Below are 13,434 nucleotides of genomic sequence, written 5' to 3'. Positions count from 1 at the left end.
GGAGCGGCCTTGGAGGCGGTTGGCGTATCAGCGGATCAAGCCTTAGGTTCAGCAGTCATGGGGGAATTCGAACATACGGGGAAGACGGGCAGCAGTGCCCTTCGCACCAAGCGGCTCTGGGCAGTTGTCGCGCTGGGAACGGCCGCGCTGCTTGTCGCTGCCTGGGCCACGGTGAACGACAAGTGGCTGTGGAGCGGCCTGCCCGACCGGGCGTGCTGGAGCTCCATCGACCGGTCGCTGCTGACAAAGGCGGCACCGCCCGGCGACGGGTCCTGGGAGGTCGAGGAGATGAAGGACGAGTGGGGCGACCCGGAGTGCACGGTGCAGAGGGGCGAGTGGCGGTTAAAGGCCACCGTGATGAAGACACCTCTCAAGGCGCATCTGTGGTGGACCCTCGGCAGGATCTCGCTGCCCCATGACCTGCCCGGGATGATCAAAGTGAACGGCGATCGCGTGGACGGCTGGCTCCGTCTGCCGCAGTGCCGCAAAAAGCTGGTGAACGTCAACGTCCCCGGCGCGGAAGCGGACCGGCGCGCCGCCGCGGACCTCGCTGCCAGGACTCTGCTCGCCGTCGGCAACTCCCAGATCGCGAAATGCGGCGGCAAGCCCTTCCCTGTGCCCAGGAGTTTCGACTGGCCCGCGCTGAAGCCCGTCCATCTACCCCGAGGAGAGTCGCCCTGCGGCGTGGCAGACGCCAAGACCGTACGGAGGTGGGCCCGCGGAGAGGTGTCCCAGCTCGGCGCCTTGGATGATGTCCCGGCCAGCAGGTGCACGGCTCTTGAGCATGGCGAGGAGGAGCACGGCCTCGGACTCTTCTCGGCGGTCGTCCTGCGTGACAGGGCGACGCTGGACGCCTTCTCGCCGACCGGCATCCGGGCCGAAGTGCTGGTGTCACCCGGCAGGTCCCTGAAGCTGACCGGCGAGGATCTGCGCTTTGACCGCGATGCCGTCACGGCTCTGCTGTGCGCCAAAGGCCGCGGGAGCCGGTATGTGCACGTATTCGCCTCGGGTACGGATGCCCAGTATGCGGCGATCAAGCGCGCCGTCCTGAACAAGGTCGCCGCCACCATGGGCTGTCGCTGATACGGCGGACGCCTACAGCGGCGTGACGCCGGTCGTCACGCCTCATGCGTGTGAAGTGCCGGGTGGTCCGCTGGTTGTGGGGCCGTGGATTGGCGGCTTGTCAGCCGGTCTGCTACGGCGTGAAGTGTCCTCTCGACGGCGACGGGCGTGCAGTTGCACCGTGGTCAGCAGGTCGTGGAGCGCCGCTGGCGTGTCGTCTGGCGTCGCTTCACTGTCGAGCTGGGCGATCCGACGTTCCAGGGCCGCGACATTGGCGGAGTTGTCGATGGTGGCGACTCCGTTGACCGTGACCTTCAGCGGCAAGGCGACGAGCGCAGCGACGCGTTCGTGCAGCACTTCAAGGGCGACGGCTCTGGCTGAGTGCAGACGCTCGTATCGGGCCGCGAGGTCATCGGAGTTGAGGTCCGGGCCGAGCTGGGCCTGAAGCCAGCGCAGTACATCGCTGTTCACATGATTCCTGGTCAAGTAGGCGGCGGGAAGAAGCGAGGGAATTCGCTCCTACCCGCCGCGCGGGCCGGCCTTAGGCGGGCTTCGCCTTCCGGGCGGGCTTACTGGGGGCCGATACCTGGGCGGGCGGCTGTCCGTCCTCCCCGCAGCGCGGGTTGGTGATCTGCTCGGCGATCAACGGATCCGTGACCTGCTCACCCGGGAGCAGCACCACAGGGACGCGCTCCCTCGGATCGAGGGCGTGGACGGCGGCGGCCCAAGGTGCCGAGGGATTGCGCCGCGGGGCTCACAGGACGGTCGCCGTGATGTGGCAGTCCGGCGAGTACAGGACAGGCATCGCCATCGCCGCGCCCTTGGTCCAGATCTGAACGGGGTCGTCTTCGACATCTCGAGTGATGACGATGCCGGGCGCGTCCTCCCGTTCGATCTGCGGGGTCGTACCGCGCGACAGGGCCAGGGACTCCGTGGTGGTGGCGTACTGGGTCTGGCCCCACTTTGCCCGGTCGGGCGGCAGCATGATCCACCGGTCCTCGGGCAGTACCCGCTTGGCCACGTCGTCCTGCCACACCTGCGCCTTGTAGAAGGTCACCGGCGGCAGGTCGTATGTGCCGCGGACGGAGTTGACCTGCTGCGGGTTCAGCGTCGCCGTCGCCGTCGGCGTCTGCCCGCCGGCCGGAGTGCCGTAATACGCCGCCCGATAGGCGCCGTTGGACGCGAGGTGAGACCAGGCCTTGCGGCTGGTGAGCACCATCTCCCGGGGCTGGAGCGCCGATGGAGTCCAGGTAGTCGATCCAGCGCAACTCGTCCGCGATCGGGTCGGCGTCGGGTGAGGATCACGGCTTCGGCGCGGTCGGCATGTTGGCCTGCGGTACGCCGTGGTCGACCTCGACGGTCAGGCCGTTCTCGTCCTGGAGCGAGAACCTTCCGTCGAGGAGGACGTCGCCCGCGGCCAGCTCCAGCCGGGACCGAATGGCCGCGACGTGGCGCTCAACGTCGTCGTAGAGGAGTTCCACGAGACGGTCCTCGTCGGCGCCGCGGGACGCGTCGAGGAACAGCTGCTCCATCTCGTCGATGAGGAGCTTCTGGCCGAGCGCGGGCAGGGTGCCCTCGGTCTGCGTGGACTCGGCGTGCCGCTTCGCGAACGGCACGCTCGTCGAGTAGGCGCGGAAGGAGGCGGCATTCACGCGGCGCTTGGTCTGCCGTACCCGCCACTTGATGTCGTGGACCTGCGTCTCGGGGAACACCGACTGAGTGAGCAGGAAGTCCTGCTGGGAGGGAATCGCGCGGGCGTAGACAGTCAGGTCGGCGACGCTGACGTCGTCAGGAGGTCGGCGATGCTCACTCGCTCACCACCCCGAGGAACCGGAACTGCGCACCGGCGGGATGGGGCGCGATCATCGCCGGGTTGATGCCGCCGGGGGTCTTGGCTGTGTTGACGGTGCCGTGCCAGAACAGGGCGGCCGGCACCTTGGTGACACCGGGCGTGAACGGCGCCTCGGCATATACGAGGCCGGCGAACACCTCGCGCCCGTCCTCCGCTGCCGGTCGTACGGGCCGTACAGGCCGGAGGCGCTGATGCCGCCGACCGGGACGCCGGAACGCACATAGCCGTGTGGCTGGACCGCGGACGGCTCCACGTAGTGGGTGTCCTTGGCGAGCTTCGAAAGGTCGAGGGTGATGGATTCCGTGGAGTCGGTGCCATGCCGGGAGGCGAGCCAGTCCCGGTTGGCGGTCACCGTGACGGAGGTGGTGTACGGCTGGATCAACGCCACTGCTCCTGGTGATGCTGGGGCGGTCGCACACTCACCGGGCGGTGGCGCGGTCCACGAGAAGACAGGGGCGTGGTCCCCAAGCAGCCCAGCGGGGCGTGGAGTTACGCTGTCGGGATCAGTCCACGCCGTCGCGCCATCTCAGCGCCCGCCGCTCCCGGCTTACGGTCGGCCGACGTCGGACGCGGTGGCGGCACGGAAGCGGGCGCACCCCCAGGAGCAGGCGGGGCCTGCCGTGCGGCCGCGGAGAACAGTGCGGGCGGCCGTCGAGCGTGGTGGCCATCGCGGGCTTGTAGTTCAGCCACGACCAGGCATCCGTGAGGAAGGTACGCAGGCCCACGGAGGATGGATCCCTTCGCCAGCCCCGCGCCATCTTCAGCGTAGGCGAGCCAGCGACTGGCGACACCTCTCCGTGGCCATGGTCCCTGCGGGGCCGGGATGAGTCCCTGGCAGACACGGTGTGTTCCCTCGAGGGATGCCGCTGAGCCAAGTGCGGAAAGCCGTGGCCCTGTGCCATCCGCGAAGGGACAGGGGTACCCGAACCGGCACGGCCGGCGAGTACGGCCTGGGCACCGGCGCCGGCCAGGAACGAGACCCAGGCTGCGATGGCCAGAAGCTCCCTTGCTGGCCTTCCGCCAGGGCACTAGCTTCGCCGTGCCCCGCCCATTTTGGCGGTGCGCATTCCGCGGCCGCGAGCCATCCGTTCTGATATCGCGACTCTGGCCCCGGAAGGACTGACAACCGAAGGGATCTGCCCGATGGACCAGAACCCGACCGCCCCCTGGGGCTTATCGCGACTCGCCCCGTCCTCGCCAGCAGAGGAGCTCCCCGAAGTAACTGCCGAGCTGGACCCCACCTCACAGACTGCTCGGTATCTCGACGCGACGGGCAAGCCAGCGGAGATCGACCCGCAGAGTGCTGGCCGATGCGGTGCACCCGCCACCCGGTCGGGAACCGCACCTGACGTCTCCTCGGACGACACCGTGTCCGACGGCGACCAGGGCACCTACTGACGTGGAATTCCCTCCAGTCCTTGCCGTGACCTCGCTCGATGACGTCACCTCGGATCTGGTGCTGGAGGAGCTGTACGGCCGGGGAGTCCCGGTCGTACGGCTCGATCCGGGCACCGATTTCACCACTGGAACCGCCATGGCCGCCCACTTCGACAACGAAGGCCCGAGCGGCCCGCTGCGCACCCCTAGCCGCCACCTCGACCTGTCAGCCGTACGCTCCGTCTACTGGCGCCGGCCCACGCCATATGGCGGTGCACAACCGGCGACCGCATCCGCCGAGGCCCGTTTCGTCAACTCCCAGGCCCGAGCCGGATACGGCGGAACCCTCGCCGCACTCCCCGGCGCCCTCTACATCAACCACCCCTGGCGCAACCGCGATGCCGAGTACAAACCCGCACAGCTCGCCACTGCCGCACACGTCGGGCTCGACCTGCCCCCCACCCTCATCACCAACGACCCCGACGCGGCCAAACGCTTTGTTGCTCGGCACGCCCCGGCCGTCTACAAGCCCGTATACGCGGTGCACGTCAGCCCGGACAGCGCCGGTGCCCCCGCTCGGACCATCTGGGTACGCACCGTCGACCCCGGTGAGATCGACGACGGCGTGGCTGCCTGCCCTCACCTCTTCCAGGCATGCGTCCCCAAGGTTGCGGACGTCCGACTCGCCGCCGTCGGCGATCAGCTCTTCGCCACCCGCATCGACATCGACGGCGATCATCTCGACTGGCGTCAGGACTACAACGTCCTGACGTATTCACCCGTCGAGACGCCCCCTGCCATGCGGAGTGCCGTCCGCGCCTACCTCGACGCCTTTGGTCTCGTCTTTGGAGCGTTCGACTTCGCTGTGCGTGACGACGGGCGGTGGATCTGGCTGGAGACCAATCCGAACGGACAGTGGGCCTTCGTCGATGAGCCGACATGCCGGGCGATTGCCACCGCACTCGCCGACCACCTTCAACAAGGCGCCGCCCGGTAGACCGAACCGTCCGCTGTCCGCTGTCCGCTGTCCGCTGTCCGCTGTCCGCGGGCCTCGGAGGCCGGCAGCGGGCTCGGTCACGTTCCGTTTCCAGGGCGCTGACCCTTCAGGCGGAGCGTTTGTCGACGAGTGGCGGCAGCGGATGACGATCCATGAGCAGTCGGATGTTTGCGAGAAATGACGGTGTAGCAGTGTCCGGACCAGTTACGCACACTCACTGCGTAGGGCTCGTGATCATTAGCTCTTGGGGGGCCGGGCCGGTTCTTCGCCCGGGGCCCTCACTCTGACCGCCCATACGTGCCTGACGAGATGCCTTACCCGCCGGATCGCGCGGCCTTCGCTGGTGTGACCAATGTGTCGCGCGAAGGGCAGGCGAGCTCAACACGGGGTCCCGCTGAGGGAGACGAGCGGGCGTTGTCCTGAAGAGCACGGAGTCCGGGCGAGTGGTATGCGAGCAATCTGGTGATGCGCGAGCATGACGACGCCGTGGTCGGCGGCCCCATCGGAGCGCATCTGGCCAGTTGGCGGCGGCGCCGGGGAGTGACCAGAGACGCGCTCGCTGCCCGTACCCGACTCGATGCTGCGGTCCTGGCGGATCTGGAGACGGGCCGGGACTGGGGCGACCGCCGCGGTCTGCTGGCTACGTTGGCCACTGCCCTACGCCTGGACATCAGCGAGCTGACCGGTCAGCCCTACCCGCCGAGTCGGGACGAGCACGCGACGGTGCGCGCGGTCGCCTTCCACCTGCGGCGTCAGCTGGCCGCGGGCGCCCGGCAGCAGGGGGCCGGCCATTTCGATCGACGACCTGGACGCCCGCACCGCGGAAGCGCGGGCCGTGGCAGAGGCCGGTGATGAGCATGCCCTCGCGCTCGCGCTACCGGAATTGGTGGGGGCAACGGACTGGATGGTCACCACTGCCTCGGCGACCGAGCAAGAGGAGGCCGTACGGCTGCGGGTGGACGCGCACGTCCTCGCCGCCGGACTGCTGAGGCGCACCGGCTACAAGGATCTGGCCTGGATGCTGCTGCACCGGGCTCGCCCTGGAGCCCGTGAGCCGCTGCCGGTCCTCGTCGAGGAGGTGCGGCTGCTGATCGACCTGGTGCTGCCGGAGTACGCTCTGGCCCGTGCGGCCCGCGCCCAGGATGCCGGAGACCACCCGGACCTGCCGACGCCGGCTGCTGTCGCCCATGCGATGGCCGGACGTCGCCGCCAGGCCGAGGACTTGCCGGCAGTGGCCGACCAGCAGGCTGCTGATGAGCAAACTCAGGCGCGGTTGTCAGTGGCCCGGGCCGCGGTCGCCATTGAAGACAGTGCTTTCGAGGAGGCCGCTGACCACGCACGCGCGGCGGACCGGGCCGTGCTGCCGCCGGCCGCCCGTTCCCATCCGCTGACGTTCGCTGCCACGACGGAGGCCCGCCAGGGCCGCATCACTCAGGCTGCCGCCCACCTGGTCGAGGCCGAGGCCGCGGCACCGCTGCGGCTGCGGCTGGACCCCTTCGCCCGGGAGGCGATCGCTGTGCTTGCCGCCCGGACCAGTGATACAGGCCAGGCCACGGCGATGCGGAGTCCGGCTGAGCGGGCTGGGCTGAGGTGACGGTGGCCCGGCGGGGGGATGGGCGTGATTACCTCCCCCGTACTCCCGTCCTTGCAGTAGGCGGGCCGCGTGACTTCCTCACGAACACATCGAGGGCCCCCACGAGTCACCTGCGTCGGCTCCGTAAAGTGTGGGCTATGTCGGCGGATTCCCCTCTTATACAGAGCATGCGTGCGGCCGTTGCGGCGGCGCCCGATGACGTGCCCCTGCGGCTGCACCTGGCCGAGTTGCTGCTGGCTGCGGGGCACGGTGATGCCGCGGTGGGGGAGGTCTCCGTGGCGTTGCAGCACGCGCCCGGTGATGTCCAGGCACGCGAGTTGATGGTCCGAGCCCTGACAGGTACCCCGGCAATCACGCCCGGCGAAGCCGCTCCGCCCGCGTCACTGCAGGCACCAGTGCCCGGCCAATCTTCCGCTCCCGCCCCTGCCGCCGTGCCATCACCGGCCCCGGTGCCGGAGCAGCCACCGGCCTCTGCGGCAGAACCGCCGCAGGACCCCGCGGCCGGGCACGCTCCGGCGCCGACCCCCGCCTCGCGCCCGGGCTTCGACTGGAAGGCAGCCGAAGACCAGGTCGGCGATGCCGTGCCACCCCGGTTCGTTCAGGCGCCGGTCACCGTGGACGGCAGCGGCGATCCCGGGGACGCCGCCGCCTGGGAGGTGGAGCGGCCCGGCGCCGTCCGCCTCGCCGATGTGGGCGGTATGCAGGAGGTCAAGGAGCGGCTGGAGGCCGCCTTTCTGGCGCCGTTGCGCAATCCGGAGCTGCGCCGCCTGTACGGCAAGAGCTTGCGCGGCGGCCTGCTGCTGTACGGGCCGCCCGGCTGCGGCAAGACCTTCATCGCGCGGGCCGTCGCCGGTGAACTCGGGGCCAGCTTCCTGTCCGTGTCGGTCAACGACGTGCTCGACATGTGGATCGGCAACTCCGAGCGCAATATGCACGAGCTCTTTCAAACGGCCCGGCGCCAGGCTCCGTGCGTGGTCTTCCTGGACGAACTGGACGCGCTCGGCGGGAAGCGCAGTCGCACCCAGAGCGCGGGTATGCGTAACACCGTCAACCAGTTGCTGACCGAGCTGGACGGCGTCGAGGCGGCGGCGAACGAGGGCGTGTTCGTGCTCGCGGCCACCAATGTGCCCTGGGACGTGGACATCGCCCTGCGCCGCCCCGGCCGGCTGGACCGGACTTTGCTGGTGCTGCCGCCCGACGGACCGGCCCGGGAAGCGATTCTCCGCTACCACCTGCGGGAACGGCCCATCGAGAACGTCGACCTCGGCAAGCTCGTCAAGGCCACCGACGGCCTGTCCGGCGCCGATCTGGCCCATGTGTGCGAGGCCGCGGCCGAGTACGCGTTGCTGGACTCGGCCCGTACGGGGACCGTACGCCTGATCGGGATGAAGGACCTGCTGGCCGCGGCGGGGCAGATCGCGCCCTCGACGGAGCCATGGTTCGCGGCCGCCCGCAATGTCGCGATGTACGCCAACGACGGCGGGATGTACGACGACCTGGTGGCCTATCTGAAGAAGAAGCGGAAGCTGTGACCGAACTGAACCCGGCCGTCGAACAGGCCGAGGCCCTCATCGATTTCGATCGATACGAACAGGCCCGGGCCTTGCTGTCGCAGCATCTTGCCGAAGACCCTCACGACCTACGCGCCTGGGTCAAGATCGGCTACTGCCATCTGAACACGCAGCAGCCGGAGCAGGCATTGGCGGCGGCGGACGAGGCTCTCAAACTCGACCCCGAGGACTACTTCGCACTCATCCTGCGCGGTCAGGCCTTGCACGAAGTGCCCAGCAGAGATTGGTTCGAGGTCGAGTCTGTAGTGCGCGAAGCGGTCCGCGTCGACCCGCATCACTGGTACGGCTATGCGAAGCTTGCCGACGCCGTGTCCCGTACTTCGGTGCTCCGATACGTTCAGACAACCGGCATCACCGATCTCCGGAACCATGACCTCAGCCACGTCCTGCGCGAGGCGTCCGACCTGGCCACGGAGGCGCTGCGGCTGGGCCCCGAGGAGGTCTACGCTCACGTAGTCGCCGGGCGGATCGCCGACTGGTCGGGCAACACCACCCTCGCCGACCAGTTCGACCTCGCCATCCTCCGCCTCGACCCCACTCACGCCGAGGCCCTGGCCCGGCAGACTCAGAAGGCCGCCAACGCCCCGGGCATCAAGGCCGCCCGAGCCGCCGACCTCTACGCCACCGGGCTTGCCGCCGCACCGGACTCCACCGAGCTGCAGCGCGGCCTCGACCAGGCCACCTACCGCATGCTGCGCGGCGTGCGGTGGCTCGCCCTGCTCTGTGTCGGCTTCGCCGGGTCGGGGATGGACCTGTTCGCCGTCGAGGGCAAGGTACAGCGGGAGTTGCCGGTCCCACTCGGCCAGCGTCTGTGGTTCCTCGTGGTGACGACCGCCATCTGGCTCGTCGGCGCCCTGCTGCGCTACCGGCGGCGGCGCGCCGGCGTCCGGCTCAACGTGCAGTCACTGATACGCCGCCGCCTGTGGGCCCGTATCGTGCTGGGCCAGGCGGCCTGGGCCATGGTGTGCGCCCTGCTGATCGCCGAAATCCCCTGGACGGAAAGGCCGTTGCCGCAGGTGCTGTTCTGGGCAGGGCTCGCGCCGACGTTCGCCACGGTCTGGTTCGACCGGAAAAAGACCCGCTGAAGAACGGTCTGAGCCACAGAGGTCCGGACTCCGGTCCCGCACGTGCATAGCGGCTGTCCCTCGCGGATTGTTCGCTCGTGACATCCCCACCGTGAACGGCGGAATCACCCGCCCCGCCCCGAGCCCATTGCCATCCACGTGTTCGCGAGGAAGTCCCCTTGAAGTTCTCCCCTCGGCTTGGACACCTGGACACCTGGACACTGGGACGTGTGAGCCCAGGGAAAGCAGTGCCAGGTGGGAAGTAACTGCACAAAGCGGTACTCGGCGGAGTCCAGGCGGGACGCAGTCGCGCTGGTCGACTCCTGCGGGAAGACGGTGCCGAGACCTGGCCACCCGCGAAATCGTCGGCTACCCCATGGCCGACCACCACCGCGCCACCCTGGTCGTCGACGCACTGAGAATGACAGCGGGCCGCGGCCGGCTAAAGCCTGGCTGCATCGCGCACTCGGACCGCGGCAGCCAAGACACCTCGGATGAACTCCGCCGAGAAATAGGCACGTTGAACATGCGGCAGAGCATGGGACGGACAGGCTCCTGTGACGACAACGCGGCAGCGGAGAGTTTCTTTGCCGTGCTGAAGGAAGAGAGCGGAACCCGAATATGGCCCGACCGGGCCACCGCCCGAGCGGAGATCTTCTCCTTCATCGAGACCTTCTATAACCGCCGGCGCCTGCGCAAGCACCCCGAGCGGGGCTACCTCACCCCCCCTTGAGACACGCCGGCGACACGAACAAGGCCACGCCCTCGCGGCACAGACATGGAGTGTCCAAGCGCACGGGGGAACTTCACCGCCGAACCTCCCCCAGTGAGATCGTCACGACCTTGCTCGTGCGCACCAGGTCGCTTCCGCCTCGCTCGGGTCAATGCACGCGGCATGCCTTGGGCAGACCTGGTGCGTCTGGGGGCTGTGGCTCGCCGTCGTCGGTAAGGGGATCGGTCAGTCGACGGGTGCTGGTGCCGGACCAGCTCCCACGCCATTTGCGACCGGGACTTCCGCGGTGGTCAGCCCGTCGACGAGCTTGACGACCTGTTGGCGAGTTCCTTCTCGGGCGCAGTCCGGCCAGGGCGTCCTTCCAGTTGCCGTGCTTGGTGTTGCCCTGGCGGATGTCGCGAGTCTTTTAGTTCCTTCGGGACACTCCGGAGGGCCGTTCCGCGCGCGAGCGTCGCAGGACGGCTCTCTTGTCAGTGGCGCTGGTTACGGTGTCACTCATGACAAGTGATGAAGTAGCCATGGACGACACGAAGTTGGGCGATCTCGGGTGGCTGATCAGTGCAGACCCGGAGCGAGTCGGAGGTCTGCTGGACGGTGGTTCCAGTCCTGCGGCGCGGTTGACGGCGGCGGTGTACCGGGCTTCGCAGCACTTCCACCGTGATGTGAGCGCAGGAGTACGGCGGCAGCTACTGGCGCTGGACGCGGCGCGGTACGGGGACCGGGAGCTGTCGGCCCGGATCACCGCGACACCCGTCGCGGGGGAGCCCGCCGCTCAGTGGAAGACGGACTGGGCCACCGGCTCCCGGCTCGATCCCCGCCTGCGCCGAACGCTCGCCGATCACCAAGGCACGGTGGACGCCCTCGCCACGCTGGTGATCGACGAACGGCCCCATGCCGTCACCGGCTGCGAGAACGGGAAGGTACTGCTGTGGGACCTCACCACTGGCCAGCAGGTGGGCGAGCCGCTGACCATTGATGAGAACGACGAGAACGACGAGAACGACGAGGGCAAGTGGGTGAGGGCGGTAGCCCCGCTGGACATCGAAGGCCGGCTGCATCTCGTCACCGCTACGTGGGACGAGATAGTGCTCATATGGGATCTGACCACCGGCGAGCAGGTCGGTGAGCTGGACACCGGCCATGAGGACGGGGTGGACGCGCTGGCCGCGCTGATGATCGACGGCCGCCCCCACGTCGTCACCTGCGGCAGCCAGGAGCGGACGGTGACGGTGTGGGACCTGACCACCCGCACGCCGCTGACCAGCTACGAGGGCCATGGCTCGGTAGCCACGGTGGTGGCGATCGGTGAACGACCCCACGTCGTCATCGGCGGCGAGGATGGGACGGTGGGCGCGTGGGACGCGGTCACCGGAAAGCAGACCTGCGGGCCGCTGACCGGCCACAAAGACCTGGTGCGGGCGGTGGCGACAGTGGCGATCGGCGGCCGTCCCCACGCGGTGACCGGCGGCGACGATGGGACGGTGCGGCTGTGGGACCTCACCGCGGGCCAGCGGGTGGGCAAGCCGCTGACCGTTGGCAACGGCGTGCGGCCCATGGCGGTGGCCACGCTGACCATCGACGGACGCCCCCACGCCATTACCGGCTGCAGTGACGCGAGCATGCGGGTATGGGACCTCACCACTGGCCGGCAAGTGGGCGAGCCGCTGACCGGCCACACCGGCGTGAACGCCGTGGCCACAGTGGTGATCGACGGCCGCCCGCACGCCGTCTCCACCGGCCGTGACGGGACGGTTCGGGTGTGGGACTTCACGGCCGATGGACACGTCGGTGGGCCGCTTACCGGCCACGACGGCATGGTGCGGATTGCGGCGACAGCGGTGATCGGCGGTCGGCTCCATGCGGTCACGGGCGGCAGCGACGGTTCGGTGCGGGTGTGGGACTTGGCCACCAGCCAGCAGGTCAGCGAGCTGCAGACCGATCACGAGTACGGGCTGGAAGCACTGGCCACGACGGTGATCGACGGCTCGCGCCACGCGGTGACCGGCGGGATCGACGGTTCGGTGCGGGTGTGGGACCTGGCCACCGGTCGGCGCGTCGGTGACCCGCTGCCAGGCCACGAGTACGGGGTGGGAGTGATAGCCACGACAGCGATCGGCGGTCGGCCCCACGCAGTGACCGGTGGCAGTGACAACACGGTGCGGCTGTGGGACCTGACCACCGGCAAGCAGATTGGCGACCCGCTGACCGGCCATGCACATGGCGTGCAAGCGGTGGCCACGCTGATGATGGACGAACAGCTCCATGCGGTCAGCGGCGACATCATCGATGGGTCGGTGCGGTTGTGGAATCTGGCCACCGGCAAGCAGATTGGCGACCCGCTGACCGGCCACGAACACGGGGTGACAGTGGCGGTCACGACGGTGATCGACGGCCGCCCCCACGCGGTCACCGGCGATAACGGCGGGACGGTGCTGCTATGGGACCTGGCCACCGGGCAGCGCGTCGGTGACCCGCTGGCCGGCCACGACTACGAGGTCGGAGCGATGGCCACTGCAGTGATCGATGGTCGGCCCCACGTGGTGACCGGCGGCGACGATGGGACGGTGCGGGTGTGGGATCTCGCGAGCGGTCAGCAGGTAGGCCCTGAGCTGCAGTTCCCGTGGAAGGTCTTCGCGGTCGCGGTGGCCCCGGACGGGCGGCTCGTGGTCGGCTTCGACCGTGACATAGCCGTACTCAGCCGCCTGTGACTCACCGGGGCAGCTGGGCGGAGCGGTTGCGCTCCGCCCAGCTACGCACGGAGCACCTCCATGGGACCAAGAGGTCATCTCATTTGGTCTTTTGAGTATGCCGTTGCTCGTGGTGAGGATCGTTGAGCGGCTGGTACCGGACGAGCTGTGGGAGCTGTTCCAGCGGGTGGTGCCGGATGCGCCGTCGCGACCCCAGGGTGGTGGGCGACGCCGACATGGTGACCGGGAGGTGCTGGCTGCGATCGTGTTCGTGGCCACGTCAGGCTGCACGTGACAGCAGTTGCCGTCAGCGTCGTTCGGGCCGTCGGGGCGAGGGCCCACCGCCGCTTCTCCGAGTGGACGAAGGCCAGAGTGTGGGCCAAGCTGCACCGCTTGGTGCTGGACGAGCTCGGCTCCCGCGGTGAGTTGGACTGGTTCCGGTGTGCGATCGGCTCGGTGAATATGCGGGCCCTGAAACGGTGCCCCTATGGGTTGGG

General features: G+C 68.9%; 14 protein-coding genes and 1 pseudogene. 10 read left to right on the top strand and 5 right to left on the bottom strand.

Annotated features, from left to right (window positions below; all coding sequences use genetic code 11):
• Positions 1-57 precede the first annotated feature (57 nt).
• Positions 58-1,083 carry a hypothetical protein gene (locus tag AB0D04_RS26770; RefSeq protein WP_362708058.1) on the top strand — a complete coding sequence of 342 codons (1,026 nt, stop codon included), beginning with the start codon at positions 58-60 and terminating at the stop codon, positions 1,081-1,083.
• 42 nt (positions 1,084-1,125) lie between these two features.
• On the opposite strand, the gene AB0D04_RS26765 is transcribed toward AB0D04_RS26770, so the two are convergent.
• From AB0D04_RS26765 to AB0D04_RS26745, 5 genes are all read right to left on the bottom strand, one after another.
• Positions 1,126-1,533 carry a hypothetical protein gene (locus AB0D04_RS26765; RefSeq protein ID WP_362708055.1) on the bottom strand — a complete coding sequence of 136 codons (408 nt, stop codon included), beginning with the start codon at positions 1,531-1,533 and terminating at the stop codon, positions 1,126-1,128.
• Between the two features lie 70 nt (positions 1,534-1,603).
• Positions 1,604-1,744, bottom strand: coding sequence for a hypothetical protein (locus AB0D04_RS26760; RefSeq protein WP_362708053.1), 141 nt, complete (start codon positions 1,742-1,744; stop codon positions 1,604-1,606).
• 72 nt (positions 1,745-1,816) lie between these two features.
• Positions 1,817-2,281 carry a major capsid protein gene (locus tag AB0D04_RS26755; protein ID WP_362708051.1) on the bottom strand — a complete coding sequence of 155 codons (465 nt, stop codon included), beginning with the start codon at positions 2,279-2,281 and terminating at the stop codon, positions 1,817-1,819.
• 82 nt (positions 2,282-2,363) lie between these two features.
• Positions 2,364-2,789, bottom strand: coding sequence for a major capsid protein (locus AB0D04_RS26750; protein WP_362708115.1), 426 nt, complete (start codon positions 2,787-2,789; stop codon positions 2,364-2,366).
• Positions 2,790-2,868: 79 nt separating this feature from the next.
• On the bottom strand, positions 2,869-3,051 hold the full coding sequence (locus AB0D04_RS26745; RefSeq protein ID WP_362708049.1) for a hypothetical protein: 183 nt from the start codon (positions 3,049-3,051) through the stop codon (positions 2,869-2,871).
• 1,006 nt (positions 3,052-4,057) lie between these two features.
• Here AB0D04_RS26745 and tgmA point away from each other — a divergent pair.
• The 9 genes and pseudogenes from tgmA to AB0D04_RS26700 form a co-directional block, all read left to right on the top strand.
• On the top strand, positions 4,058-4,312 hold the full coding sequence (gene tgmA / locus AB0D04_RS26740) for a putative ATP-grasp-modified RiPP (RefSeq protein WP_362708047.1): 255 nt from the start codon (positions 4,058-4,060) through the stop codon (positions 4,310-4,312).
• A gap of 25 nt (positions 4,313-4,337) precedes the next feature.
• Positions 4,338-5,288: an ATP-grasp ribosomal peptide maturase gene (gene tgmB / locus AB0D04_RS26735; RefSeq protein WP_362708045.1), complete on the top strand. Its 951-nt coding sequence runs from the start codon at positions 4,338-4,340 to the stop codon at positions 5,286-5,288.
• Between the two features lie 465 nt (positions 5,289-5,753).
• The gene (locus tag AB0D04_RS26730; RefSeq protein ID WP_362708043.1) at positions 5,754-6,140 is read left to right on the top strand and encodes a helix-turn-helix domain-containing protein; all 387 of its coding nucleotides are present in this window, start codon (positions 5,754-5,756) and stop codon (positions 6,138-6,140) included.
• Positions 6,124-6,882 carry a hypothetical protein gene (locus AB0D04_RS26725; protein WP_362708041.1) on the top strand — a complete coding sequence of 253 codons (759 nt, stop codon included), beginning with the start codon at positions 6,124-6,126 and terminating at the stop codon, positions 6,880-6,882. The genes AB0D04_RS26730 and AB0D04_RS26725 overlap by 17 nt, the downstream gene beginning before the upstream one ends.
• A gap of 137 nt (positions 6,883-7,019) precedes the next feature.
• Positions 7,020-8,414, top strand: a complete 1,395-nt coding sequence (locus tag AB0D04_RS26720; protein ID WP_362708039.1) for a tetratricopeptide repeat protein — start codon at positions 7,020-7,022, stop codon at positions 8,412-8,414.
• Positions 8,411-9,538 carry a tetratricopeptide repeat protein gene (locus tag AB0D04_RS26715; protein WP_362708036.1) on the top strand — a complete coding sequence of 376 codons (1,128 nt, stop codon included), beginning with the start codon at positions 8,411-8,413 and terminating at the stop codon, positions 9,536-9,538. The genes AB0D04_RS26720 and AB0D04_RS26715 overlap by 4 nt, the downstream gene beginning before the upstream one ends.
• Before the next feature lie 91 nt (positions 9,539-9,629).
• Entirely contained in the window at positions 9,630-10,250 is a 621-nt protein-coding gene (locus AB0D04_RS26710) for a DDE-type integrase/transposase/recombinase (RefSeq protein WP_362708034.1), read from the top strand.
• A gap of 497 nt (positions 10,251-10,747) precedes the next feature.
• Positions 10,748-12,958: a WD40 repeat domain-containing protein gene (locus AB0D04_RS26705; protein WP_362708032.1), complete on the top strand. Its 2,211-nt coding sequence runs from the start codon at positions 10,748-10,750 to the stop codon at positions 12,956-12,958.
• A gap of 97 nt (positions 12,959-13,055) precedes the next feature.
• Positions 13,056-13,414 (top strand): annotated as a pseudogene (locus AB0D04_RS26700) (transposase); the annotation flags it as partial.
• Positions 13,415-13,434 lie beyond the last annotated feature (20 nt).

The sequence above is a fragment of the Streptomyces sp. NPDC048483 genome (assembly GCF_040651455.1).
Taxonomy (GTDB): Bacteria; Actinomycetota; Actinomycetes; order Streptomycetales; family Streptomycetaceae; genus Streptomyces.
This window is presented reverse-complemented; position numbering and strand designations above follow the sequence as displayed.

Coding starts and splice junctions, on each gene's coding strand:
- AB0D04_RS26730 (WP_362708043.1), top strand. CDS start 5,754: ATGCGCGAGCATGACGACGCCGTGGTCGGCGGCCCCATCGGAGCGCAT.
- AB0D04_RS26755 (WP_362708051.1), bottom strand. CDS start 2,281: ATGGTGCTCACCAGCCGCAAGGCCTGGTCTCACCTCGCGTCCAACGGC.
- tgmA (WP_362708047.1), top strand. CDS start 4,058: ATGGACCAGAACCCGACCGCCCCCTGGGGCTTATCGCGACTCGCCCCG.
- AB0D04_RS26770 (WP_362708058.1), top strand. CDS start 58: ATGGGGGAATTCGAACATACGGGGAAGACGGGCAGCAGTGCCCTTCGC.
- AB0D04_RS26720 (WP_362708039.1), top strand. CDS start 7,020: ATGTCGGCGGATTCCCCTCTTATACAGAGCATGCGTGCGGCCGTTGCG.
- AB0D04_RS26705 (WP_362708032.1), top strand. CDS start 10,748: ATGACAAGTGATGAAGTAGCCATGGACGACACGAAGTTGGGCGATCTC.